The sequence below is a fragment of the Streptomyces sp. CY-1 genome, from assembly GCF_047218265.1.
In the GTDB taxonomy this organism is placed as follows: Bacteria; Actinomycetota; Actinomycetes; order Streptomycetales; family Streptomycetaceae; genus Streptomyces; species Streptomyces niphimycinicus.
In genome coordinates this window covers 852,433-876,550 of sequence record NZ_CP178393.1, presented here as the reverse complement: position 1 = coordinate 876,550, position 24,118 = coordinate 852,433, and the positions used below count along the sequence as shown (strand labels likewise).

At 71.6% G+C, this 24,118-nt stretch carries 17 protein-coding genes and 1 pseudogene; 10 read left to right on the top strand and 8 right to left on the bottom strand.

Annotated features, from left to right (window positions below):
• Nucleotide 1: 1 nt before the first annotated feature.
• From ACK1X7_RS03855 to ACK1X7_RS03845, 3 genes are read left to right on the top strand one after another with little or no spacing between them, the layout of a single operon-like run.
• Nucleotides 2–943: an alpha/beta fold hydrolase gene (locus tag ACK1X7_RS03855; protein ID WP_385151886.1), complete on the top strand. Its 942-nt coding sequence runs from the start codon at nucleotides 2–4 to the stop codon at nucleotides 941–943.
• On the top strand, nucleotides 940–2,214 hold the full coding sequence (locus tag ACK1X7_RS03850) for a glycosyltransferase (RefSeq protein ID WP_413114627.1): 1,275 nt from the start codon (nucleotides 940–942) through the stop codon (nucleotides 2,212–2,214). Before ACK1X7_RS03855 ends, ACK1X7_RS03850 begins: the two co-directional genes overlap by 4 nt.
• The gene (locus tag ACK1X7_RS03845; RefSeq protein WP_385151893.1) at nucleotides 2,211–3,317 is read left to right on the top strand and encodes a class I SAM-dependent methyltransferase; all 1,107 of its coding nucleotides are present in this window, start codon (nucleotides 2,211–2,213) and stop codon (nucleotides 3,315–3,317) included. The genes ACK1X7_RS03850 and ACK1X7_RS03845 overlap by 4 nt, the downstream gene beginning before the upstream one ends.
• Before the next feature lie 107 nt (nucleotides 3,318–3,424).
• Here the strand turns inward: ACK1X7_RS03845 and ACK1X7_RS03840 are convergent, their stop codons facing one another.
• The 5 genes and pseudogenes from ACK1X7_RS03840 to ACK1X7_RS03820 form a co-directional block, all read right to left on the bottom strand.
• A complete protein-coding gene (locus ACK1X7_RS03840; RefSeq protein WP_385151896.1) occupies nucleotides 3,425–4,219 on the bottom strand; it encodes an SDR family NAD(P)-dependent oxidoreductase in 795 nt (264 codons plus the stop codon).
• Nucleotides 4,220–4,381: 162 nt separating this feature from the next.
• Nucleotides 4,382–6,910 (bottom strand): beta-glucosidase, encoded by a 2,529-nt coding sequence (locus ACK1X7_RS03835; protein ID WP_413114626.1) that lies wholly within the window; start codon nucleotides 6,908–6,910, stop codon nucleotides 4,382–4,384.
• 154 nt (nucleotides 6,911–7,064) lie between these two features.
• Nucleotides 7,065–7,826 (bottom strand): annotated as a pseudogene (locus ACK1X7_RS03830) (GNAT family N-acetyltransferase).
• Between the two features lie 132 nt (nucleotides 7,827–7,958).
• Nucleotides 7,959–9,095, bottom strand: coding sequence for an amidase domain-containing protein (locus ACK1X7_RS03825; protein ID WP_385155841.1), 1,137 nt, complete (start codon nucleotides 9,093–9,095; stop codon nucleotides 7,959–7,961).
• Between the two features lie 155 nt (nucleotides 9,096–9,250).
• Complete coding sequence (locus ACK1X7_RS03820) at nucleotides 9,251–10,474, bottom strand: cytochrome P450 (RefSeq protein WP_385155844.1); 1,224 nt, start codon at nucleotides 10,472–10,474, stop codon at nucleotides 9,251–9,253.
• Nucleotides 10,475–10,647: 173 nt separating this feature from the next.
• Here ACK1X7_RS03820 and ACK1X7_RS03815 point away from each other — a divergent pair, with 173 nt between their 5' ends.
• Nucleotides 10,648–11,256, top strand: coding sequence for a TetR/AcrR family transcriptional regulator (locus ACK1X7_RS03815; protein ID WP_385155848.1), 609 nt, complete (start codon nucleotides 10,648–10,650; stop codon nucleotides 11,254–11,256).
• Nucleotides 11,257–11,342: 86 nt separating this feature from the next.
• Here the strand turns inward: ACK1X7_RS03815 and ACK1X7_RS03810 are convergent, their stop codons facing one another.
• Nucleotides 11,343–11,807, bottom strand: a complete 465-nt coding sequence (locus ACK1X7_RS03810; RefSeq protein WP_385155851.1) for a hypothetical protein — start codon at nucleotides 11,805–11,807, stop codon at nucleotides 11,343–11,345.
• Nucleotides 11,808–11,929: 122 nt separating this feature from the next.
• Between ACK1X7_RS03810 and ACK1X7_RS03805 the strand changes: the two genes are divergently transcribed.
• Complete coding sequence (locus ACK1X7_RS03805; protein WP_385155854.1) at nucleotides 11,930–13,414, top strand: helix-turn-helix domain-containing protein; 1,485 nt, start codon at nucleotides 11,930–11,932, stop codon at nucleotides 13,412–13,414.
• 179 nt (nucleotides 13,415–13,593) lie between these two features.
• Here ACK1X7_RS03805 and ACK1X7_RS03800 read toward each other — a convergent pair whose 3' ends face one another.
• The gene (locus ACK1X7_RS03800; RefSeq protein WP_398160372.1) at nucleotides 13,594–14,553 is read right to left on the bottom strand and encodes a DMT family transporter; all 960 of its coding nucleotides are present in this window, start codon (nucleotides 14,551–14,553) and stop codon (nucleotides 13,594–13,596) included.
• Between the two features lie 206 nt (nucleotides 14,554–14,759).
• Here ACK1X7_RS03800 and ACK1X7_RS03795 point away from each other — a divergent pair, with 206 nt between their 5' ends.
• The 5 genes from ACK1X7_RS03795 (at nucleotide 14,760) to ACK1X7_RS03775 (ending at nucleotide 22,528) form a co-directional block, all read left to right on the top strand.
• Entirely contained in the window at nucleotides 14,760–15,779 is a 1,020-nt protein-coding gene (locus ACK1X7_RS03795) for a glutathione S-transferase family protein (RefSeq protein ID WP_413114625.1), read from the top strand.
• 464 nt (nucleotides 15,780–16,243) lie between these two features.
• The gene (locus ACK1X7_RS03790; protein ID WP_216345195.1) at nucleotides 16,244–16,462 is read left to right on the top strand and encodes a type A2 lantipeptide; all 219 of its coding nucleotides are present in this window, start codon (nucleotides 16,244–16,246) and stop codon (nucleotides 16,460–16,462) included.
• Nucleotides 16,463–16,567: 105 nt separating this feature from the next.
• Nucleotides 16,568–17,374: an HlyD family efflux transporter periplasmic adaptor subunit gene (locus ACK1X7_RS03785; RefSeq protein ID WP_385155866.1), complete on the top strand. Its 807-nt coding sequence runs from the start codon at nucleotides 16,568–16,570 to the stop codon at nucleotides 17,372–17,374.
• Complete coding sequence (locus ACK1X7_RS03780; protein WP_390794580.1) at nucleotides 17,371–19,653, top strand: NHLP family bacteriocin export ABC transporter peptidase/permease/ATPase subunit; 2,283 nt, start codon at nucleotides 17,371–17,373, stop codon at nucleotides 19,651–19,653. Before ACK1X7_RS03785 ends, ACK1X7_RS03780 begins: the two co-directional genes overlap by 4 nt.
• A gap of 1 nt (nucleotide 19,654) precedes the next feature.
• Nucleotides 19,655–22,528, top strand: a complete 2,874-nt coding sequence (locus ACK1X7_RS03775; protein WP_398160375.1) for an NHLP bacteriocin export ABC transporter permease/ATPase subunit — start codon at nucleotides 19,655–19,657, stop codon at nucleotides 22,526–22,528.
• 15 nt (nucleotides 22,529–22,543) lie between these two features.
• Here ACK1X7_RS03775 and ACK1X7_RS03770 read toward each other — a convergent pair whose 3' ends face one another.
• On the bottom strand, nucleotides 22,544–24,112 hold the full coding sequence (locus tag ACK1X7_RS03770) for an MDR family MFS transporter (RefSeq protein ID WP_385151777.1): 1,569 nt from the start codon (nucleotides 24,110–24,112) through the stop codon (nucleotides 22,544–22,546).
• Nucleotides 24,113–24,118 lie beyond the last annotated feature (6 nt).

Below are 24,118 nucleotides of genomic sequence, written 5' to 3'. Positions count from 1 at the left end.
CATGGCAATGATCGACACCGGCCGCGACACCTGCGACGGCACGAGCAGCGGCACAGGCAGCGGCACGGGCGATGACGCGGACCACGCCACGGATCACGACGGTCCGGATACCGGGCCGGACGGCGTCCGACTGCATGTCCAGCGGCTGTCCCCGCCCGACGGCCGTCCGCCCACCGCCACCGCCGTGCTCATCCACGGTCTGCTCACCGACTCCCTCGCCAGTTGGTACTTCACGGTGGCCCCGGACCTCGCCGCCGCCGGGCTGGAGGTGGTGATGTACGACCAGCGGGGACACGGCCGCAGCGAGCGCCCCGGCTCCGGCTACCGGCTGGACACGTTCGTCACCGATCTGGAGCGGCTGCTCGACCGGCTGGACATCACGGGCCCCGTCCATCTGGTGGGCAACTGCTTCGGCGGAACGGTGGCGTTCGCCTACGCCATGCGCCATCCGGAGCGGGTGGCCGGGATCGCGGTGATCGAGGCGAAACCCGCCACCGAGAGCTGGCTGACCGAGATCAGCGGAATCCTCCGGCGCGTCGTCGCCGAGCTGGTTGTGCATGAGGCCGAGTCGCTGGCCTGGGTCAGCGCCAACCGGGGCGCCCACACCGCACGGCTGGCCAAGTCGGCCGCCCGCCTGGTGCGTACGACCACCATCGCCGAGGACGTACCGGAGAGCCGGGTGGTGAGCGAGGAGCAGGTCGGCGCGGTGCGCTGCCCGGTGCTGGCCGTCTACGGCGCCGATTCCGAACTCGCCGGGCAGGAGCGGTGGCTGGAGTCGGTGCTGCCCGGCACCCGGACCGTCGTCCTGCCCGGACAGGGGCATTCGGTCCTTGCCGAGGCGCCCACCCGGATCCGCGAACTGCTGCTCTCCTGGATCCACGGATACGAACCGGACACCGGCGCCCCGGCGGCGGGGGCGGCCGTGGAGGCCGATGTCTCATGAGCGAACCCAGCAGATCGCAGGCAACCCCACCCCACATACCCCGCCGCTTTCTCTTCGTCGTGCCGCCACTGGTCGGCCACGTCAACCCCACCCTCGGCGTCGCGGCCGAACTGACCGCCCGGGGACACCGGGTGGCCTGGGCCGGGATGCCCGAGGTCGTCGGGCGGCTGACCGGGCAGGGGGCGACGGTCTACCGCTGCGCCGGGCCGGTGCTGGGCGAGGGCGGGGCGGGCCGGCCACCGGACGTCCGCGGCCCGGCGGCGCTGAGGTTCCTGTGGGAGCGGTTCCTGGTGCCGCTCGCCGAGGCCATGGCCCCGGGCGTGGCCAAGGCCATCGAGGAGTTCCGCCCCGATGTGGTGATCGCCGACCAGCAGACCGTGGCGGGCGGACTGGTGGCCGAACGGATGGGGGTGCGCTGGGCCACATCCGCCACCACCTCGGCGGAGTTCACGGGCGCGCTGGACGGTCTGCCCAAGGTCGACGCCTGGCTGGCCGGGCAAATGGACGAGATACGGGGCCGGATCGGCGATCCGGCGGGCACGGCCGATCCCCGGTTCTCACCGGAGCTGGTCCTGGCCTTCACCACCGAGGAACTGGCCGGACGGCCGGCCCGGGCGGGTGACCGCATCCGTTACGTGGGGCCGTCGATCGCCGAGCGGCCGGCCACGACGGACTTCCCCTGGCAGTGGCTGGACCCCGCGCGCCCGGCCGTCCTGGTCACGCTCGGCACCGCGAACACCGATGCCGGGGCGCGTTTCCTCACCGAGTGCCGGGCGGCCGTACGGGCCCGTGCCGGTCGATTCCAGACGGTCATCGTCGACCCGGAGGACGTACTCACCCCGGACGTCCTGGATACCCCGGACACCCCGGACGACAAGGACGTCCTGGTGTGCCGTTACGTCCCGCAACTCTCCCTGCTGGAACGGGTGAGCGCGGTGGTGTGCCACGCGGGCCACAACACGGTCTGCGAAACCCTGTGGCACGGCGTACCGCTTGTCGTCGCCCCCATCCGGGACGACCAGCCGGTGGTGGCCGCGCAGGTGGTCGACGCGGGCGCGGGCGTCCGCGTCAGGTTCGGCCGGGCGAGGGCGGCCGGGCTCGGCGAGGCGCTGGACACCGTCCTGTACGAGCCGGGGTACCGCGTCGCCGCCGAGCGCGTCGGGGCCTCGTTCCGCGCGGCGGGCGGCGCCGTCGCGGCAGCCGGACATCTGGAAGCGCTGGCCGCGAAGACCGGTGGCCATGCCACGCCGACTCCCGAGGGGGACCGATGAGCCGCACGTCCGACGCACCACGTACGCCCGCGAAGCCATCGCGCGCCGAGACCGTCGCCGCGCTGCGCCCCCGCTACCAGGCCGATCTGGCGCGGGGCACCGGGCGGTTCTTCGAACCGCGCCGTACCGACTGTCCGTGGTGCGGCTCGACGCGGCTGAAGCGGCGGCTGCGCACCAGGGACCGCTACCAGAGCAAGCCGGGCCGCTTCACGCTCGACGCGTGTGCCGAGTGCCGCCACGTCTTCCAGAACCCCAGGCTGAACGGCGACGGCCTGGAGTTCTACTACCGCGACTTCTATGACGGAATGGGGGAGATCGAGCTCGGCAACCTCTTCGCCGGGCGGGACAAGGTGTACCGGCGGCGTGCGATGTTCCAGGAGCCCTCCGCCGAGCCCCCGAAGACCTGGCTCGATGTCGGCACGGGACACGGCCACTTCCCCGCGGTGGCCCGTACCGTCTTCCCCGGCACCCGCTTCGACGGACTGGACTTCACCGACGGCGTCGAACTGGCCGAGCGGACGGGGCGCATAGACCGGGGCATCCGTGGCAGCTTCCCCGAGCTGGCCGAGGAGAGCCTGGCCGGGGGCTACGACGTGGTGAGCATGTTCCACTATCTGGAGCACAGCACCGATCCCCGCGCCGAACTCCGCGCGGCCCGGCGGGCGTTGCGCCCCGGTGGCCATCTGCTGATCGAGGTGCCCGATCCGGAGTGCTGGTTCGCCCGGCTGCTCGGCCGCTTCTGGCTGCCTTGGCTCCAGCCCCAGCATCTGCACTTCCTTCCGGTGGCGAACCTCCGGAAGGAACTGGGCGCGCTCGGCTTCACCGTGATCGCCGAGGAGCACCGCGCACCGTCCGACACGGTCGATCTGCTGGGCGCCGTATGGCTGTCGCTGAACGCGGTCATCCCGCCCGATGACGCCCCTTCGCTGCCGCGACCGCCCGGCCGGGCGCGCTGGCTGCTGCGCTGCGCGCTGCTGCTCGCGGCCGTCCCCGCGCTGATCCTCGCGACCACGCTGGACCGGCTGTTGCTCAAGCCGCTGGCGGGGTGGGGGAAGGTGTCCAACGCCTACCGGGTGGTCGCCCGGTGCGATGCCCCGATGTGATGCCCCGGCCGGTTCGGCCCCCGCTGGGGTGCCCGCACTGAGGTGCCCCCCGCTGAGGTGTCCCCCGGGCCCCGCCTCGGGGCCCGGAGGAGCGGGTGACGCCCGCGTCAGGGGAGGATCGAGTCGACGTAGCCGCCGTCGGCACGCACGGCTCCGCCGGTGGTGGCCGAGGCGAGCGGCGAGCTGAGGTAGACCGCCATGTTGGCGATCTCCTCGGGCTCGATGAGCCGTTGGAGCAGCGACTGCGGCCGGTACTTGGCCATGAACTCCCGCTGGGCCTCGTCCCAGGGCAGCTCCGGGTCCACCAGTTCGTACACGAAGTCCTCGACGCCTCCGGTGTGGGTCGGCCCGGCGATCAGCGAGTTGACGGTGACGCCCGTACCGGCGGCCTCCTTGGCGAAGCCACGGGTGACCGCGAGCAGCGCGGTCTTCGACATCCCGTAGTGGATCATCTCGGCAGGGATGACGACGGCGGAGTCACTGGCGACGTTCACGATCCGGCCCCATGAGCGTTCCTTCATCCCGGGCAGCAGGCTCCGGATCATCCGGACGGAGGCCAGGACGTTCACCTCGAAATAGCGCCGCCACTCCTCGTCGCTGATCTCCAGCGCCGGAGTGGCCCCGAAGATACCGAGGTTGTTGATCAGGACATCGGCGTCCGGCACGGTGCCGGTGACCTCACGGGCGCCGTCCTCGGATGTGATGTCGCCGGGGGCGGGGATGAACGAGCCGCCCTCCGTGTCCTCCTCCAGCTTCTGGATGGCGGCCTCGACGGACTCCTGCCGGCGCCCGTTGATGGCGACACGGGCGCCCGCCCGCGCCAGGCCGGCGGCGATGGCGAATCCGATGCCCTGCGTGGAGCCGGTGACCAGGGCGGTCCTACCGGAAAGGTCGATCTGCACGGCGCTCCTTCGTCGATGCCTTAATGATTGCGTGCGCCATTAGTTGCACGCGCGTCATACTAGCGTAGTCGTCGTATGCGAAGGCGGCCACGGCCGACGGGACTTCGGCCACGGGCGAGGGGATCTCCGGCCACGGCCAGGGGGCTTCCGGCCACGACCGGTCTAGGCGCCGTGGCGGACCTCGATCTGCCCGCGCAGCCTCGGATCGCGGGAGGAGGAGCCCACTTCCACGGTCCGGCGCCCGGTGCCCAGTACCCAGCCATGACGTTCGGTGTCCCAGGAGGACAGCGTCCGGGCGGCCACCCGCACCGTCACCTGCCGCGCCTCACCGGGCCGCAGATGGATCCGCCGGAATCCGGCCAGGGCCCGCTCGGCCTGGTCGAGCGGCAGCTCGGGGGAGGGCCCCACATACACCTGGGCCACCTCCGCCCCGGCCCGCCGCCCGGTGTTGCGCACGGTGAAGTCCGCCTCCAGCCCGCTTCCGTGTCTTCGCAGCCGCAGCCCCGCATAGGCGAAGGTGGTGTACGACAGGCCGTGGCCGAAGGGGAAGAGCGGCCGCACACCCTCGGCGTCGTACCAGCGATAGCCGACCCGGATGCCCTCGGAGTACTCCTCACGGCCGTTCACCCCGGGGTAGCGCCGGGGGTCCTCGGCCATCGGATGGCGGTCGTCGGAGACGGGGAAGGTCTGGGTGAGCCGCCCGCCGGGGTTGGCGTCGCCGAAGAGCAGGGCGGTGGTGGCGGCGGCGCCCTCCTGGCCCGGGTAGTACATCTGGAGGACGGCGCCGGTGCGGTCCAGCCAGGGCATCGAGGTGCACGAGGAGGTGTTGAGAACCACGGTGGTGCGCGGGTTGGCCTCGGTGACGGCGCCGATCAGCGCGTTCTGATGGCCGGGGAGGGCGATGGTGGTGCGGTCCCTGCCCTCGGTGGCGTCCTCGTGGGCGAAGAGCACCACACTGTGCGCGGCGCGGGCGGCGCGCACGGCCTCGGCGACATCGGCGGCGCGAGTGGCGGAGGTGGTGTGGCGCAGCCGGAAGGTCAGCCCCTTCCCGCCGCCCTTGGCGGTGACCTTCAGCCGGTGCTTACCCGCCGTCAGCGCGACGGCCGCCCGGCGCACGGCGAGCCCGTCCGGGGCGGCGCTGAGGAAGCCACCGGTGAAGTACTCGCCCAGGCCGGGCCGGAACGGGAACAGCTCCTCGCCGTCCAGCAGGACCTTCGGGCGGCCGGTGGGCGGGCCGCTGAAGTGCAGGACGAACGTCCACTCATCGGCCTCGGCGACGGTGAGGGTGCCGTCGTAGCTCCAGCTCTTCCCCGCCGCCACTTTCCGCTCGTCCAGCCCGGTGGCCGGGGAGAGCGCTGCGGCGGGGAGCTTCTTGCCGAACACGTCCTCGCCCAGGGCGTACTCCACCCGGGCCCCCTTCCCGGCGCGCTCGCGCATCGCCTCCAGCGGGCTCGCGGCCTGGTCGGGGACCACATGGGCGCTGCCGCCGCCACTGACGAAGGGGATGGCGCCGGCGGGCCCGACGACGGCGATCGACCGGGCGGCGGGCCCGGTCAGCGGCAGTGTGCCGTGCTCATTGCGCAGCAGGATGCCGCCCGCCGTCGCCACCTTCAGCGCGGTGCGCGCCCCGGCCCCGGGGTCCCGGCCGGGCCGTGGCGGGGCCTCGCCGTCCAGCAGGCCGAAGCGGTCCATGACGGTCAGGACGCGGCCGGCCGCGCGGTCCACCTCGGCCTCCGGTACGGTCCCGTCGGCCACCGCCCTGAGCAGGGCGTCGCCGAAGTACTTGCCGTCGGGCATCTCCATGTCGAGCCCGGCGCCGAGGGCCGCCACGGTGCTGTGGGCGGCGTGCCAGTCGGTCATCACCCAGCCGTCGAAGCCCCAGTCCTCGCGCAGCACACCGGTCAGCAGTGGCTCGCTCTCGCAGGCGAAGGCCCCGTTGACCTTGTTGTACGCGCCCATGACCGCCCCCGCGCCCGCCCGTACGGCCGCCTCGAAGCCGGGCAGCTCCGTCTCCCGCATCGTCCGCTCGTCGACGATGACATCGATCGACTCCCGCTCGTACTCCTGGTTGTTCAGGGCGAAGTGCTTGACGGTGGCGATCAGGCCCTCGCCCTGGATGCCGCGGACCTCCTCGGCCACCAGCTCGGAGGCGAGCAGGGGGTCCTCGCCGAAGGTCTCGAAGTTGCGCCCGGCGTACGGGGTGCGGATGAGATTGACCATGGGGGAGAGCAGCACATCCTGGCCCAGCGCGCGGCCCTCGCGCCCGATGGTGCGCCCGTATTCCCGCGCCAGGGCCGGGTCGAAGGCCGAGGCGAGCAGCACCGGCGCGGGCAGCGCGGTGGCCCGCCGGGTGGCCCGTACCCCGGCGGGCCCGTCGGCGAGGCGCAGCGGTGGAATGCCGAGCCGGGGGACACCGGGGATGTGGCCCGCCTGCCCGAGGCTTCGGGGATCCTTCGCGCCGTGCAGCAGCGAGACCTTCTCCTCGAGCGTCATCCGGCCGATGAGGGAGTCCACCCGGGAGGCCGTGGGACCGCTCGCGGGACCGGGTGCGGATCCCGGACCGGGCGCGGATCCGGGGCCGGAGGCGGGCTCGGCCGCGGCCGCCGGCCATCCGCCCCCACCGGTGGCGGCGACGGCCATCGCCCCTCCCAGGAAGGACAGGGCGGAACGTCGTGACAGGGCGCCCGGCATGGCGTCACTCCATCTCTCGCGGCTCGAAGACGTGTGTGTACGCAGGCGTGCTGACGTTGCTTCGGTGTCCGTCGGGTGAACACCGTGCGGACATCACATCACGGGGTCGGCCGCTCGCCGGTGTGCGCCGGGTTTCGGGATCGAGGTGTCGGGCTCAGCGCGCGGCGATCCGCGCGGCCACGCAGAGGTCCTCGTCGCGGTAGCCGAGGCGGGTGTAGAGCCGTTCGGCGGGGGCGTTGTCGGCGAGCTGCCACAGGGTGCAGAAGCCGTGCCGGCGTACGGCGTACCGGGTGAGCCAGGAGGTCAGCGCCGCGCCGAGCCCCTGGCCGCGCTGCCGGGCGTCGGTCGCCACCGACGCCATCAGCGGGGCGCCGCTGTCCCGCAGGCTGCTCAGGGCGCCGCAGGCCACCAGCCGCCCGTCCTCGTCCCGGATCCCGGCCCACAGGCTGATACCCGAGGAGCCGGGGCCGGTCGAATGGGCCGGGCTGTGCTCCCGGAGGAAGGCCAGCAGCTCCTCGTGATGGTGTTCGCCGAGCTCGACCACCCGCTCCTCACCCGGATGGACGGGCGGCTCGTCCGGTGTCCAGCGGAAGACCCACTCGACCACATCTGCCAGCGGCAGATGGCGGGCGACCAGCGCGTCGGTGCCACGGGGACCGGTGAACTCCCTCACCTCGTCGGGCAGGCGCTGCGCCGCGCCCAGCACCAGCCCGGCGGCGGCCACCGGCTTCCCGACACTCCACACATGGCCCCGGGAGCCGTCGAGCCAGGCCACGGCTCCGGGGCCGGATCAGCTCAGCCGGCCGGCCGGACGTCGGCGCGCCGCGCCGAAACGCAGCAGGGCGGAGCCCGGGCGGTCCTCCAGGCCCTGTGTGAACAGATCCGCGGTGCGGGGAGGGAACGTCGTGGACTGCATCACTTTCGAAGGGGTGAGGAGAAGGGAGGGGCGGTCCACTGTGACATACCGGCCCGGGCCGGGGGCAAATGCGGTGGACCCCGCCCGGGAGGGGCGGGGTCCACGGCCACGGGGAGGGGGAGGGGGAGGGGCTCAGATGCGGTAGGCGTAGTAGGCCGAGGTCGGGTACGAGGCGATGATGCTGGCCACGGACCTCCGGTAGGTGTTGACCGAGTGGTAGGTCAGATACGGCACCCCGCTGGAGCTCCGGTAGGTGACGACCATGGTGTGGTCCTTGGACCCGTCCTTGTCGAAGTCCATCTGCATGACGTCGCCGACGCCCATGTAGTAGACGTTCGCCAGGTTGGTGGCGCGCTTGGAGTCCAGCGTGAACCACGACCACTCGTTGGTGCCCACCCAGGACGTCGACTGGTACGAGGTGTCGTACCACCAGCTCCGGTAGTCCTCGGCGTCACCGGACTTGTTGGCCCAGCCACCGGCCTTCAGGGCCTGGCTGACGAAGTTGGTGCAGTCGCCACCGGCCTCGTTGAACTTCCGGTAGGCGGGGTTGTAGTTCTGCCAGTACTTCTCGGCGTACGAGGCCATCGCCGCGTAGTCGTAGCTTCCGGCGGGCTTCGTCTGCGGCCGGGACGGCACCGAGATGGCGGCGGGCGTCGCATCGGGCAGGTCCGTCGTCCTGGCCGCCACCGGCGCCTTGGCCGGCTCGTTGACCGCCAGCGGGCCGTCGTCGGTCGAGGTGAGGCCGGTGAGCTGCCACTTCCCGTCCGTGGTGGCGGCGAAGCTCAGCCGGTGGTGCGCCTGGAAGCCGGTCGTCGCGGGCTCGTCACCGCGTATCTTCTTGTAGGCCAGCGTGGTGGTCTCGGTGGCCTGGACGGTGGCGTGCCCGGCCTCGACCCGCACCCGGTCCACCGCCACCCGGGTGTCGGCGGATGTGTACGCCTCGCCCAGGGCCGCGAGCCGCGCCTTGCGGGAGCGCAGCGTGGACAGCGCGGTGTCCTCGGTCCGGGTCTGGCCGGCCGACAGACGGACGTTCTTCTCGGCGAGCGGGGCCGCGCGCCGCACCGACTCCTTGGTGTCCAGCAGCGCCGCCGTGCGCTGGGTCAGCACCGCGTCGGCCAGGCGCCCGAAGGACTGCGCGGTCGCGGTGTCCACGGTGCCGGCCGCCGCTGGGCCCTCCGCCGCGCTCGCGGCGGAGGCGGGCAGGACCACGGCGGACAGGGCCGCCGTCAGCACGGCCCCCACGGCGGATCTGAAGGTCGTTGACTTCACGTGTATTTCCCCTCCACACCCCCGGCCCGGACGGATCGGGGTCACCGAATCATCACATGAACTCCGTGTGCGTGGAGGTCATGTGATGATTTCGGTTGTGCGGAGACCGGGCCCGCCCGGCGCCGTGTGCGGAGGCCGGGTCGTGCCCGGCGTTGTCACCAGGTGACGGGCAGTTCATGCGCTCCGTAGATGACCATGTCGCTGCGCATCCGGACCTCCTCCGGGGGCACGGCGAGCCGCAGCCCCGGGAACCGGCGGATCAGTCCGCGGTAGCCCGACACCAGCTCGATCCTGGCCAGATGCTGACCGAGACACTGATGGATGCCGTACCCGAAGGCCAGATGGCTGCTGCGGGGACGCCCGACGTCGAGCGTGTCCGGGTCGTCCACCAGCGCCGGGTCCCGGTTGACCGCCGGGACCGAGACCGCCACGGACTGGCCCGCCTTGATGGTGACACCGCCGACGACCACGTCCTCCAGCGCGATGCGGACGGGGAAGGCGTTGACGATGCTGAGATAGCGCAGCAGCTCCTCGACGGCCGTCGGAAGGAGCGACTCGTCGGCCCGCAGCCGCTCGAACTGCTCGGGCTCGCGCAGCAGGGCGAAGGTGCCGAGGCTGAGCATATTGGTGGTGGTCTCGTGGCCGGCGATCAGCAGCAGCCCCGCGATCCCGCCGATCTCCACGTCATTGAGCTCGTCGACCGCGGTCAGCAGGGAGATCAGATCGTCCTGCGGCTCCTTGCGCTTGGCCTCGACCAGTGTGCGCAGGAAGTCGTCGAGCGCGGTCTTCCCGGCGTCGAACTCCTCGTCGGTGCGGTCCTGGCGGAGCAGTCGCGCGGCGACGGTCTGGAAGAACTCCCGCTCCTCGTACGGCACACCGAGCATCTCGCAGATCACCAGCGAGGGGATGGGGAGGGCGAAGTGCCGCACCAGATCGGCCGGTTTGCCGGCCGCCTCCAACGCGTCCAACTGATTGGCAACGATGTCTTCGACGCGCGCTTCCAGCTCGCGCATCCGCCGCACCGTGAAGTACCGCGTGAGCTGGCCCCGGTAGCGGCCGTGCTCCGGCGCGTCCATGGCCAGGAATGACCCCGCCCCGCTGCTGCGGTCCCGCCGGATCGACTCGGGGACCTTCCGCATCGTGTCGTCGCCACGCCAGCGCTCGGCGCTGAACCGGGAATCCCGCAGCACCTCCCGCGCCTCGTGATATCCGGTCACCAGCCAGCCGGCGCTGCCGCCGGCGAACCTCAGCGGGCTGATCGGTGGCCCGGTGAGCAGCGCACGTGCCGGGTTGACGTAGTCGTCCCGGTCGTTCTGATACGAAGGGAGGTCGTGCACTTCTCGGAGGTCGTCATGGGCGGTGGGCATCGGAGCGTTCACGATGGCTCTCCTTCGTGATTCCTCGAACTTTCCGGGGCGAACTTCCCGGAGCCGTCGGCCGCGGCTTCAATAGGGAACGCTACCGATAGGGTTCCCTACTGAACAGAGGGACGGATCGGCTACCGTACGGATCTGGCCAGGTTTCCGAACAACTGGGGGAGAGGGGCACACCGATGCCGCCGCAGCGGTCAAAGACCGTGGAAGCGCTGATCGTCGGGGCGGAGCGGGCGTTCTCCGAACGCGGCTTCCACGGGGCCTCGATCGGATACATCTGCCAGTGCGCGGGCAGGACCACCGGGGCCTTCTACTCCAACTACGACAGCAAGCTGAAGCTCTTCCTCGATGTCTTCCGGCGGCACAGCGACCGCACCGCCGACTACATCGGGGAGCGGATCGCCGAGATGGACACCGGCCGGGATCTGGCCCCCCAGCTCGCCCGGACCTTCGCCGAGATCTTCAACGGGGAGCATCTGGACACCCGGTGGGTCTTCATCCACCTGGAATTCCGGCTGATGGCGCTCCGGGACGGCGATGCCGCCTCCGCGCTGGTGGAACACGAGAGGCGGTTCAGCCGCCGTATCGGCACCATGCTGGACGGGCTGTTCGACCGGGCCGGGCACCGGCCCGCCCTGCGGGGCACCGAACTGGCGGCGCTGCTCGGCGCGATGACGCGGGGCATCAAACTGGACCGGGGCATCTACGCGATGGGCGGTGTCGACGACCCGCTCTCGACCGACCAGGTGGCGAGCGCGCTGGAGGGCTTGTTCCGCTCGGTGGACTGAGGCCGTGGCCACGTCACGCGCGTCGTCGTCCGCTTGGCCACCGCGGCCGGTGCCCGCCCGCGGTGGCCTGAGTGTTGCCCTGAGGCTCAGCCCGCGCGGCGGAAGCTGTCGACCGGACCGCCGAAGCCGCCCTCGGCGCCCTTCCAGTTGATCGCCAGGGCGTCGTCGCCCTTCATCCCTACGGTGCCCTCGCCCCGTCCTCCGTCGCTGCCGCCCTTGCACGACAGGGTCAGGGAAGGCTTGTCCTCGCCGCCCTTCAGCGTGCCGGTGCAGTCGAGCTTCGGCCCCTTCGCCGTGACCTTGCCGTCCGCGATGGTGAGGGTCTCCAGGGCGTCGTCGGACTTCGCCGCCACGATGGACTTCCAGGACCCCGCCGAACGCTCGATGATCGTGCGCTTGGCCGCCGGGCTCTCATTCGGCGACTTCTGGGCGGCCTGGGTGGCTTCGCCGCTCGGCTTGGAATCCTTCTTCCCGTCGTCGCTGTCTCCGCAGCCGCTGACGACAAGGGCGACGATGACCGAAGTGGCCGCCATATGTACTGCCTTGCGCACGTGATCTTCCTTTCCCCGTTCAATTGGGCATGTCAACCTAACAGCCCCGCCATGGCCCCTACGCAGGGCCCTGGCCTGCGTGGACACTTCCCCATCCGGGGGGAGTGGGGAGGAGTACTGCTGTGGAGGCACGGGCGCACACCGGGCGGCTGGACGAGTTGCTGCACGAGGTGCGGCGGCAGATGAGCCGGGGGGCCGGGGCGGATCCGCGGCCGGTTCTCGACTGGCTGGGACGGCAGATCGACGCCGATGTCGCGCTGGTCGGGAGCGCGGGCACGGTCGAGACCTCCACCGCCCGCTTCCCGCGCCAGATCCTGCCCTCGCTCGAACCGACGCTGTCCCGGCTGGCCGGTGGCCAGATGGCCGCGGCGGCCACCGAGAGCGGCGCGTTTCAGGTGTGTCTGGAAGCGCTCGGCCCGCGCGCACCACGCCCCGTCCTGGTGGTGGCCGGCACCTCGGCGCCCACCCGCGAAGCGGCGTCGCTGGTCTCGCACGCCGGAAGCCTCATCGCGCTCCTGGACCGGGCGCAGGACGCGGACACCACCTTCCGCGGCTATCAGCACAAGGCGCGGCAACTGCGATTCGCCGTGTTCAGCGCCCTGTTGGCGGGAGACCTCACCCTGGCCCGCCGGATGACCACCGGCGCCGTCCCCGCGCTGCTGGACGCCGAACGGCTGCGTATCCATCTGCTGCACTGCCCCTCGGAGGACCGGGACCGGCTGGCGCAGACCTACCAGGACGGATCGGGCTATCACGGCACGGGGCTGATGGTGCACTGCCCGGCCTTCGAGGAACACCTCATCTGTCTCGTCGCCGACGGCCCCGAGGTGACCCAGGGCCAGGGCACCGAGCTGCGCCGCCTGGTGCGGGACAACCCGCACTACGCGCTGGGCATCAGCGGCCCGTATCCGCTCGGCGCGACGGCCGAGGCGTACGGACAGGCCCTGCACGCCCTGGCCGCGGCGCGCCATACGCCCGAGCGGGTGGCCGCCTACCTCGGCCGGACCCCGCTGGTGCCGCTGCTGCCCCACACGGAGGCGGGCACCTGGGCCCGCGCCCTGCTGCGGCCACTGGGATCCACCCCGAGAGTCACCCTGGACATCACCCGGCTCGCCGTCACCTTCCCCCGGTCCGCCGTGGCCCGGCTGCTGGACATCAGCCGCAACACCGTCTCCCACCACCTCGGCCGGGTGGAGACGACCCTCGGCCTCGACCTGGGCGAGGTACGCACCCGGGCCGCCCTCGACCTGGCCTTCTGCCTGGCCGGAGGGCAGCCGGACGGCGGCTTCGGCACCGAGCGCGGGCGGCCGGAGCCCACCCTGGACGAGCTGTTCCGCACCGAGCCCGCACACGCCTGGGCGCGGGAATTCCTCCGCCCGCTCCAAACCACCCGTGGCCGCGATCTGTACGCCACCCTGCGCGCCTGGATCGACGCGAACACCGACGCCCAGCGGACCGCCCGCCATCTCGGTCTCAGCCGGAACACCGTCAGGGCCCATCTGCGGGCCGCCGAACACCTGCTCAGCCGTGATCTGCTCACCACCGGCTCCGGAATCCACGACCTGGTGCACGCACTGCACATCACCGGGCTCCAGCCGGTGGACTGACTGCGCACCGTGCACATATCACAGGCTCGCGCTGCGCACCGTGCACCGTTGCCCGACCCGGTGATCCGCTTTACCGTCACTCCTGCCGCACGGCGCGGGAAACGAGGCCCCGCCGCCCAGTGCGACGCCGGTCTGTATCACCACGAGGGGAGTGATGCAGACCGGCGCCGTACGGTGGCTCACAGCTCCGAGGGCTTCTTTCCCGCGGTGGGCGCGGTACCCGCTCGGGGACGTGCCGGTCCACGTCCCCGGGCGACGGCGAGCACCGCACCCGACAGCAGCACCAGGGCGCCCAGCGCCTGGAGACCGCCGAAGGACTCGCCGAGGAAGAGCATGGCGCACACGGTGTTGATCACCGGGACCATGAACATCATCAAGGACGCGGACGCGGGACCCACCGAGCCCACTCCCCGGTAGTAGAGGAGATTGGCGACGGCGGCCGGGCCGATGGCGAGGAACACCACGTTCAGCCAGAGACCGGTCGGCAGCTCGCTCCAGTGCGTCTCGCCGAGATCGGGTGCGGCGAGTGCCCCCAGCAGCACCGCCCCCGCACACGTCGCATAGGTCGTGGCGCGCAGCGGATCGACACCGGCCAGCACCCGGGGCCCGATGAGCGTGTACGCGGCCCAGCACACCGCGCTGAGCAGATAGAGCAGATCGCCCGTCAGCCGGGTGGCGCCGCCGTGCGCGCTGCCGCCCGCGCCGAAGAAGAACACCACTGCCCCGGCGAGCCCGAGCGCGAGCCCCGCCAGCCGTGCGCCGGAGGGCCGGTCACGGCCGGTGACCAGCAGAAAGGCGCTGGTGAGCACCGGGCTCAGGACGGGGATGAGGATTCCCGCGTCGAGCGAGGGCGCCAGCGACAGCCCCCAGAAGAAGAAGCCGTTGTAGGCGAAGACCCCCAGCAGACCCGCGAGCGCGGCCCGCCCGCCACCGCGCGCCGAAGCGGGGGCGGCCGGTCTGCCGAAGAGCGCCACGGCCGCCAGCAGGGCGATGGCCCCGCCGCCGAAGCGCAGCAGCGCCGCCACGGTGTGCGGCATCTGGGCGACCACCGACTTGGAACTGGAGAAGGCGCTGCCCCACAGCAGCATGGTGACCGTGAGCAGGAGATACGGGCTCTTCCAGCCCTTGTTCTCAGGCATGCCCCGACCCTGGCGCCCGGCCCGGCCGTCAGTCTTGAACGCTGGTGCGCCGACGTAGCACCACCCTGTCCGATCCGTGAGGAATACCCCTTCCCGGGGCGTGGAACCGAGTAGGTGTCATCCGTGGCGCCCAAGCCTCGGAGGGCAACCCGTGACACGGACCGTCCACGACGGTTTCCCGCTTCGGAAGGTGGTAGGTGGTCCCGTTGAACACCGCTGACCAGAAGACATCCGGCGAGCGCGAGGAGTTCCGCCGATCCGGGCCGCACTTCGCCGACCGGATCACCGCCGACGGCCGGGACGGCTGGCCGGTGGAGGCCGGGCGCTATCGGCTGGTGGCCAGCCGGGCCTGCCCGTGGGCGAGCCGGGCGCTGATCTCGCGGCGGCTGCTCGGCCTGGAGCCGGCCCTCTCGCTGGCCATCACCGATCCCATCCAGGACGAGCGGAGCTGGCGCTTCACCCTGGACCCGGGGGACCGGGACCCGGTGCTGGGCATCGCCTTCCTCAGCGAGGCGTACGACGCCCGCGAGACCGGATATCCGGGCGGGGTGAGCGTGCCCGCGGTGGTGGACGTCCCCAGTGGAGTGCTGGTCACCAACGACTTCCACCGGATCACCCTGGACCTCGCCACCCAATGGACCGCCCTCCAGCGCGAGGGCGCCCCGGACCTGTACCCCGAGGCGCACCGCGACGAGATCGACGAGGTGGCGGAGGGGGTCTACCGCGATGTGAACAACGGTGTGTACCGGGCGGGCTTCGCCGAGCACCAGGACACCTACGACGACGCGTACCGGCGACTCTTCGCCCGCCTCGACGAGCTGTCCCAGCGGCTGGCCACGCGCCGCTATCTGGTGGGCGACACCATCACCGAAGCCGATATCCGGCTGTTCACCACGCTGGTCCGCTTCGACGCCGTCTACCACGGGCACTTCAAGTGCAACCGCAACAAGCTCAGCGAGGACCCGGTGCTGTGGGCTTACGTCCGTGACCTCTTCCAGACACCGGGCTTCGGGGACACCGTCGACTTCGACCACATCAAGCGCCACTACTACCGGGTGCACACCAACATCAATCCCACCGGCATCGTTCCGCTCGGCCCCGACCTCTCCGGCTGGCTGACCCCGCATCACCGTGCGGAACTGGGCGGGCGCCCGTTCGGCGACGGCACCGCGCCCGGACCGGTGCCGGACGGCGAGGTGGTACCGGAGGCGGGCCGGGCGGTCTGAAGTCGCACATGTCGCATACCCGTGCCACCACGTCCTGGCATGCGGCCTTGTTCGCCCGGTCTTCAAGTGATCGGCACACCTGTTACACAGACGCCATGTGTGCCACCGGGCTCATGCGCCACCTCGGCCCCGGCCCTGGCGGTCCGCCCCGAAATGACGCGCGTCACATCGCCCGAGGGACGCGATACCTCGTGAGGTCGATGACCTTTCTGTGAGGGAACGGCGTCGGCGAGGTGCACGAATGTGTCCACGGTGTGATCTGAAAGTGGCGGAATGCCCGGTTCCGGACCGTGGGTGATTCGCCGCGTGGCGGACCCCGTGGTTACATCCCTTCCGCGCTCAGGCATTTCACGGAGCCCGGTGTTCTCCGGACCTCCCGTGACCATGCCGCGGGAGCTGATTCCCCTCGGTTCCCGTGCGCTGTTGCAAGCTCAACGAGACGTTCACCCAAGGGAGACGCAACAATGAACAACGCGCCCAAGGTCGCGACCCAGGAGATCTCCGACGCCGAGCTGGACAACGTGGCGGGCGGGATCGCCAGCCCCGTGGGCGACGTCCTCGGCACCGTCGACTCCGTCACCGGCCCGGTGACCGGCGCCCTCGGCACCGTGACCGCCACGGTTGACGGCGTCACCGGCCTGAACACCACCGGCATCGTCGGTGGGGTCGTCGGCAGCCTCTGAGGCTGATTTACCGCTCCCCTGTGCCCCGGGCCTGCCTGGTCCGGGGCACTCGGCGGTCCGCGGCCCCCCTTTGATCACTCCCTTCGCGGCTGAGGAAAGACTCTCGTGCAGTTCCGCCAGCAGGCCCTCTCCAAGCTTCAGTCGGCAGAGGACATCGACCTGCCGGTGCGCTACGCCCGCCCCCAGGGATGGCTGGCACTGGCGGTCACGATGGCGGTCATGGCCGGTGCCGCCGTATGGGCCGTCACCGGCACCGTGTCCAGCACCCTTGATGCCACCGGGATCCTGACCCACGGCCAGGGCAGCTATGTGCTTCAGAGCCCGATCGCCGGCCAGGTGACCTCCGTCCTCGCCCAGGAGGGCAGCACCCTCCCGGCGGGCGCACCGCTGCTGAAGGTCCGCACCACCCGGGGCACCACGGTCGTGCGCACCATCGCGGGCGGCCGGCTCACCACCCTCACCGCCTCGATCGGCTCCGTGCTGAACACCGGCGCCAACGTCGCCTCCGTGGAGCGGGTCGGCCACTCCGGCGATCCCCTGGTCGCGACCCTGTACATCCCCGCGGACCGGGCGGCCTCGGTGCGGCCGGGCGCGTCGGTCGACCTCAGTGTGCAGTCCGCGCCCACGCGGACCTACGGTGTGCTCCGCGGTGAAGTGCGGGCCGTCGGCCGGACCGCCCAGTCGAGCCAGCAGATCGGCTCCTACCTCGGCAGCGAGCAACTCGGCGAGGAGTTCTCCAAGCACGGCCCGCCGGTCGCCGTCCAGGTGCGCCTCAAGCGCAGCTCCGGCACCCGCTCCGGCTATCGCTGGTCGTCCCCCGAGGGCCCGCCGTTCGCCCTCGGCTCCATGACCCTGACCAGCGGCACCGTCCATCTGGCCGACCAACATCCCAGCGATTGGCTGCTCCCGTGACCGCGACCAACCAGGGCGGACCGCCCCGGCCCGCACCCGCCGGAAGCAGCGGAGCGCGCCGCCCCCAGCCGGCCCGCGGACGGCGCCGCGCGCCACGCGGCGGCGCCGGGCCGAGGAAGACCCGGCGCCGGACCGTGCGCACCCCCACCGTGCTCCAGATGGAGGCCCTGGAGTGCGGTGCGGCGTCGCTCGCCATGGTGCTCGCCCACTACGGGCGCCATGTGCCGCTGGAGGAGCTGCGGATCGCCTGCGGTGTCTCCCGGGACGGATCGCGCGCCAGCAATCTGCTCAAGGCCGCCCGGAGCTACGGTCTGCGCGCCAAGGGCATGCAGATGGAGCCCGAGGCCCTCGCGGAGGTCAAGGCCCCGGCGATCCTCTTCTGGGAGTTCAACCACTACGTCGTCTACGACGGCATGGGACGGCGGTTCGGCAAGCGCGGCGTCCACATCAACGACCCCGACAAGGGGCGCCGTTTCGTCCCCGTCGAGGAGTTCGACACCAGCTTCACCGGTGTGGTCCTGGTCCTCGAACCCGAGGAGTCCTTCCGCCGGGGCGGGCGCCGTCCCGGGGTGCTGGGCGCCCTGCCGCCACGCATGCGCGGCACCACGGGCACCCTGCTGGCCTCGCTGCTGGCCAGCCTGCTGCTGGTGGCGGTGGGTGCCGCGGTCCCGGCGCTCAGCCGCACCTTCATCGACACGTTCCTGATCGGCGGCCAGGACTCGACGCTGGAGCCGCTGTTCGCCTCCATGGCCGTGGCGGTGGTGCTCACCGCCGTACTGACCGGCGTCCAGCAGGCGAATCTGCTGCGCGGACGCATCATCTCCTCCACCCTCAGCAGCGCACGGTTCCTGCGGCATCTGCTGCGGCTGCCCGTCACCTTCTTCGCCCAGCGCAGCCCGGCCGACCTGGTCCAGCGGCTGCGCTCCAACGACACCGTCGCCGAAACCCTCGCCCGCGATCTGGCCGCCGCGGCCGTCGATGGGATCGTCGTGGTGCTCTATGCCTTTCTGCTGTGGAGCTATGACCCCCAACTCACCCTCGTCGGCGTCGGGTTGGCGCTGCTCAACGTGGTGGCGATACGGGTGGTGGTGCGGCTGCGGGCCACCAGGACCCAGAAGCTGCGGGCCGACACCGCACGGCTGACCACCACCTCGTACACCGGTCTCCAGCTCATCGAGACGGTGAAGGCCACCGGCGGGGAGACCGGCTACTTCCGCCGCTGGGCCGGACAGCACGCCATCACCCTGGACGAGCAGCAGCGCCTCGGCGTCCCCAGCGCCGTACTGGCCGTGGTCGCCCCCACCCTCGCCACCCTCAACAGCGCCCTCATCCTCTGGATCGGCGGGCTGCGGGCCGTCGAGGGCCATATCTCCATCGGTCTGCTGGTGGCCTTCCAGGCACTGGTGACCCGCTTCACCGCACCCATCACCCGGCTCAACGGAGTGGCCGGACGCATCCAGGACTTCTCCGCCGATGTGATCCGGCTCAAGGACGTGGAGAACTTCCCGGTGGACTCCCTCTACACCCGCGACGAGCCGCGCGAGGACACCCGCCGGCTGACCGGGCAGGTGACACTGGAGAACATCACCTTCGGCTACAGCCCGCTGGACGCACCGCTGCTGCGCGACTTCTCGCTCTCCGTCGGCCCCGGCCGCCAGGTGGCGCTGGTCGGCGCCTCCGGCAGCGGCAAGTCCACCGTCTCCCGGCTCGTCTCCGGCCTCTACGCCCCCTGGGAGGGGGTCATCCGCATCGACGGACAGCGCCTGGAGGACATCCCCCGCGGCGCGCTGGCCGCCTCCGTCTCCTTCGTCGACCAGGACGTCTTCCTGTTCGAGGGCACGGTGCGGGACAACGTGGCGCTGTGGGACCCGTCGATCCCGGACGAGGCGGTGGTGGAGGCACTGCGGGACGCCGCGCTCTACGACGATGTGATCACACGGCGCCCGGAGGGCATCCACTGCCGGGTGGAGCAGGACGGCCGCAACTTCTCCGGCGGCCAGCGGCAGCGGCTGGAGATCGCCCGCGCCCTGGTGCGCCGCCCCAGTGTGCTGGTCCTGGACGAGGTCACCAGCGCCCTGGACGCGCGCACCGAGCAGATCGTCATGGACAACCTGCGCCGCCGTGGCTGTGCGTGTGTGGTGATCGCCCACCGGCTCAGCACCGTGCGGGACAGCGACGAGATCCTCGTCCTGAACCGCGGCACGGTCGTCGAACGCGGACGCCACGAGGACCTCGCCGCCGCCGGAGGCCCGTACGCCGAGCTGATGAAGGAGCACTGACATGGCGTCCGTTCACCCGGCCGCGGCGGTGGCCGCGGACGGCGGCGACGCGGTGGTTCAGGCGCTGGGCGCCCTCGGCACGCCCGTCGACTGCGCCGGGCTGCGCAGCCTCCCGCTGGAGGGCCCGCAGGTGCTCTGGCTCGTCGTCGGCGGAGCCCTCGACCTGTTCGCGGTCGACGCCGCCGAAGAGGGGCAGTGGCACTTCCTCGGCCGGCTGGAGACGGGCGCCGCGCTTCCGGGCCCGGTCGAGGGGCCACGCCACACCCTGCTGGGCCGCCCCTCGCAGGACTGCCTGGTGCGCCGCATCCCGCTGCGCGAGCTGTACCGCCCGGAGGCGTACGACGCGTACGGCACGGACCAGAGCCACGACCCGTACGGCACCTACGGGGACGGCGGATTCCAGGACACCCCGCCCACCCCGCTGGAACACGCCGTGGCGCTCGGGGTCAGCCGCAGCCTCGGCGTCCTCTTCCAGGCCCCGCTGGACGGCGGTGCCGCGCCCGAGGCGGAGGCGGCCGACGAGGACCTGCTCTGGCTGCCGGTGCCGCCCGGCAGTGTGCGCTACGGCGCCGAATACAGCGCCCAGGCCGCCGGTGACCTCCTGATCGACGGCGCGCTGTGGCAGCGGATGGTCAACCAGCAGTACCGCCTCGGCACCGCCGTGGACCGCTGGATCGAGACCATGGAGCGGGCCCACGCGGACCGCACCGCGGCCGGTATCCGGGCCGGTGAGGCCGTGCGCACCCGCGCCGACCAGGCGCTGATCGCCTCCATCGGTGGGCAGCGGCGGGAGCGGCGGCCATCGGAGGAGAGCACCGACGACGCCGTGCACGCGGTGTGCCGCCGGGTGGCGGAGGCCGCCGGGATCACCCTGCCCGAGCCCCCGAGGGGCCGCGCCACCGACGACCGTACGGACCCGGTGGAGCGCATCGCCGCCCACGCCCGGATCCGCACCCGCGCCATCCGGCTGGAGGGCGGCTGGTGGCGGGAGGACGCCGGACCGCTGGTGGGCTACCGCGCCAAGTCCGGGGCCCCGGTGGCGCTGCTGTGGCGGCGCGGCCGGTACGAGGCGGTCAACCCCGCCTCGGGCCTGCGGATCCGCGTCGGCGAAGGCAACGCGGAGGAGTTCGAGCAGCGAGCCGTGATGTTCTACCGCCCGCTGCCCGACCGGCCGATGACGATGTGGCGGCTGATGCGCTTCAGCGTGCGCGGTGCCACCGGGGACGTCCGCAACCTTCTGATCGGCGGGCTGGTGACGGTGGCGCTCGGCGCGCTGGTGCCGCTCGCCACCGGCCAGGTGCTGGGCGGTTTCGTACCCCGCGCCGAGAAGAGCCCCATCGTCCAGATCTCCCTGGCCCTGATCGTCTCCAGCGTCGTCGCCGCCGCCTTCATGCTGCTCCAGAACCTGACCCTGCTGCGTCTCGAGGGGCGGCTGGAGTCCACCCTCCAGCCCGCCGTGTGGGACCGGCTGCTGCGGCTGCCCACCACCTTCTTCGCCCAGCGCTCCACCGGAGAGCTGGCCAGCGCGGCGATGGGCATCAGCACCATGCGCAGGGTGCTGTCCGGAATCGCCCCGACGGTCCTCCAGGCCGGCACCGTGGGCGCGATGAACCTCGCCCTGCTGCTGTACTACAGCGCCTCCCTGGCGCTCGCGGTGATCGCCGTACTGCTGGTGGTCTCCGGGGTCTTCCTCGGAATGGGGCTGTGGCAGGTGCGCTGGCAGCGACGGCTGGTGGAGAGCGAGAACAAGCTCAACAACCAGGCGTTCCAGACCCTGCGCGGGCTGCCCAAGCTGCGCGTCGCCGCGGCCGAGAACTTCGCCTACGCTGCCTGGGCCCGTGGCTTCGCCCACTCCCGCGATCTGCACCAGCGCACCGGGCGCATCAAGAACCTCACCCAGGTGCTGGACGCCGTCTACCTTCCGCTGGTCTCCCTCACCGTGTTCATGCTGCTGGCAGGTCCGGCGCGGGGCAGCATGTCGGCGGGGGCCTTTCTGACCTTCAACACCTCCGTGACCATGCTGCTCACCTCCCTGACGCAGCTCACCAACGCCCTGGTCTCGGTGGTCGCGGTGCTGCCCATGTTCGAGCAGGTCAAGCCGATCCTGGACGAGCCGCCGGAGGTCCGCGGCGGCAGCGCCCAGCCGGGGACGCTCTCCGGTGACCTCCGCGCCAGAAACCTCACCTTCCGCTATGGCGACGACGGGCCGCTGGTGCTCGACGATGTGTCACTGGAGATCCGGCCGGGCGAATTCGTGGCCGTCGTCGGCCCCAGCGGCTGCGGCAAGTCGACCCTGCTGCGGTTGCTCATCGGCTTCGAACGGCCGGTGTCCGGCAGTGTGCTCTACGACGGCCAGGACCTCGCCGCCCTCGACCAGGCGGCCGTGCGCCGCCAGTGCGGGGTGGTCCTCCAGAACGCCCAGCCGCTGGGCGGCACGGTGCTCGACTGCATCCGCGGCGCCGAGCCGTTCACCCCAGAGGAGGCCATGGAGGCCGCCGAACTGTCGGGTCTGGCCGAGGACATCCGCCAGATGCCCATGGGGCTCCAGACCATGATCTCCGGCAGTGGCGCCATCTCCGGCGGCCAGCGGCAGCGGCTGATGATCGCCCAGGCCCTGATCCGCCGTCCGCGCATCCTCTTCTTCGACGAGGCCACCAGCGCCCTGGACAACGAGACCCAGCGCATCGTCATCGACAGCACCCGCCGCCTCCGCGCCAGCCGGCTGGTGATCGCACACCGGCTGTCGACCGTCATGGACGCCGACCGTGTGCTGGTCATGGAGGACGGCCGGATCGTGGAGCAGGGTGCCCCGGCCGAGCTGATGGCCCTCCCGGGCGGAAAGCTGCACGAGTTGGTGCGGCGCCAGATGAGCTAGTGAGGCCATGCGGTGCTAGGGGGCGGCCGGGCTGGCGGCCTCCTCCTCGGCCTTGTGCGCCGGGGCCACCGGTCCGGACCTGCCCCGCAGCGGAACCTCCTGGACGCACAGGGCGGCGATGAACGCCACCGTGCAGACGACGGCCGCGGTCAGGAAGATCTGCTGGGTGCCGGTGGCGACCGCCTGGAGATAGCCGTCCCTGGCGGCCCGCGGCAGCCGGGCCAGCGCCGCCGGATCGGGCCGGACCTCGCTCGTCTCCACCCCGGCTGGTGCGTGGCCCTGGACGGCGCTGGTGAAGAGCGAACCGAAGACCGCGACGCCCAGCGAGCCGCCGATGGTGCGGAACAGGGTGACCGACGCGGAGGCGGCCCCCATGTCGCGCATCTCCACACTGTTCTGCGCGATGGTGGTGACCATCTGCATCTGGCAGCCCATGCCCGTGCCCACCAGGGCCATGAAGCACCCGGTGGCCGTGCGGGAGGTCGTGGTGTCCATGGTGGCCAGCAGGAACAGACCGACGGCCATACAGACAGTGCCGACGATGGGGAAGATCTTGTACCGGCCGGTGGCGGACATGACCTTGCCGCCGACCTGGGACATGATCACCACGGGGATCATCAGGGGGAGCAGCAGCAGCCCGGAGCGGGAGGCCGAGACACCCTGGACGGTCTGCTGATACAGCGGCAGATACAGCGAACAGCCGAACATGACCACTCCGCCCACCAGGATCAGCGAGGACGCCAGGGCGAAGTTGCGGTGCCCGGTGAAGATGCGCAGCGGCATGAGCGGTTCGGCCGCGCGCCGCTGCCGCGCCACGAAGGCGGCCACACCCACCCCGGCCAGGGCGAACAGGCCCAGGATCTGCCATGAGGTCCACGGATAGGTGGAGCCGGCCCAGGTGGCGGCCAGGGTCAGGGCGCAGACGGTCGTCGTCATCACGGTGATGCCCGGCCAGTCGATACGCGCCTTGGCACGGGTGGCGGGCAGCCGCAGCATGAGCTGACACCAGACCAGCGTGAGGACGCCGAGCGGCAGATTGATGAAGAAGGCCCAGCGCCAGCCGAGATGGCCGGTGACGAAGCCGCCGAGCAACGGGCCGCCGATGGTGCCGATGGCCATGATGGAGGCGGTCATGCCCTGGTAGCGGCCCCGCTCCCGGGGCGGTGCCAGCGAGGCGATCAGCGCGAAGGCGCCCGCGCCGATCCCGCCCGCGCCCAGGCCCTGAAGCGCCCGGAAGGTGATCAACTGGGTCATCGAATGGGCCGCGCCGGACAGCGCCGAGCCGAGTACGAAGACGACGACGGCGATCAGATACATGTGCTTGCGGCCGTACAGATCGCCGAACTTGCCCCAGACAGGGGTGGAGGCGGCGGTGGCCAGGGTGTACGCGGTCACCACCCAGGAGATGTGCTCCAGGCCGCCGAGGTCGCCCACGATCGTCGGCATCGCGGTGCCGACGATCGTGGAGTCGAGCATCGACAGCAGCATCGCGAGCAGCACACCGAGCAGGGCCGGACGGACGTTCTTCGGGACGGTCTCCGGCGGGGCGGGACTGCCGGACGGCGGTGCGTCGGATACCGACATGGCTGA

Coding starts and splice junctions, on each gene's coding strand:
- ACK1X7_RS03770 (WP_385151777.1), bottom strand. CDS start 24,112: ATGTCGGTATCCGACGCACCGCCGTCCGGCAGTCCCGCCCCGCCGGAG.
- ACK1X7_RS03845 (WP_385151893.1), top strand. CDS start 2,211: ATGAGCCGCACGTCCGACGCACCACGTACGCCCGCGAAGCCATCGCGC.
- ACK1X7_RS03800 (WP_398160372.1), bottom strand. CDS start 14,553: ATGCCTGAGAACAAGGGCTGGAAGAGCCCGTATCTCCTGCTCACGGTC.
- ACK1X7_RS03855 (WP_385151886.1), top strand. CDS start 2: ATGGCAATGATCGACACCGGCCGCGACACCTGCGACGGCACGAGCAGC.
- ACK1X7_RS03775 (WP_398160375.1), top strand. CDS start 19,655: ATGGCGTCCGTTCACCCGGCCGCGGCGGTGGCCGCGGACGGCGGCGAC.
- ACK1X7_RS03850 (WP_413114627.1), top strand. CDS start 940: ATGAGCGAACCCAGCAGATCGCAGGCAACCCCACCCCACATACCCCGC.
- ACK1X7_RS03815 (WP_385155848.1), top strand. CDS start 10,648: ATGCCGCCGCAGCGGTCAAAGACCGTGGAAGCGCTGATCGTCGGGGCG.
- ACK1X7_RS03790 (WP_216345195.1), top strand. CDS start 16,244: ATGAACAACGCGCCCAAGGTCGCGACCCAGGAGATCTCCGACGCCGAG.
- ACK1X7_RS03835 (WP_413114626.1), bottom strand. CDS start 6,910: ATGCCGGGCGCCCTGTCACGACGTTCCGCCCTGTCCTTCCTGGGAGGG.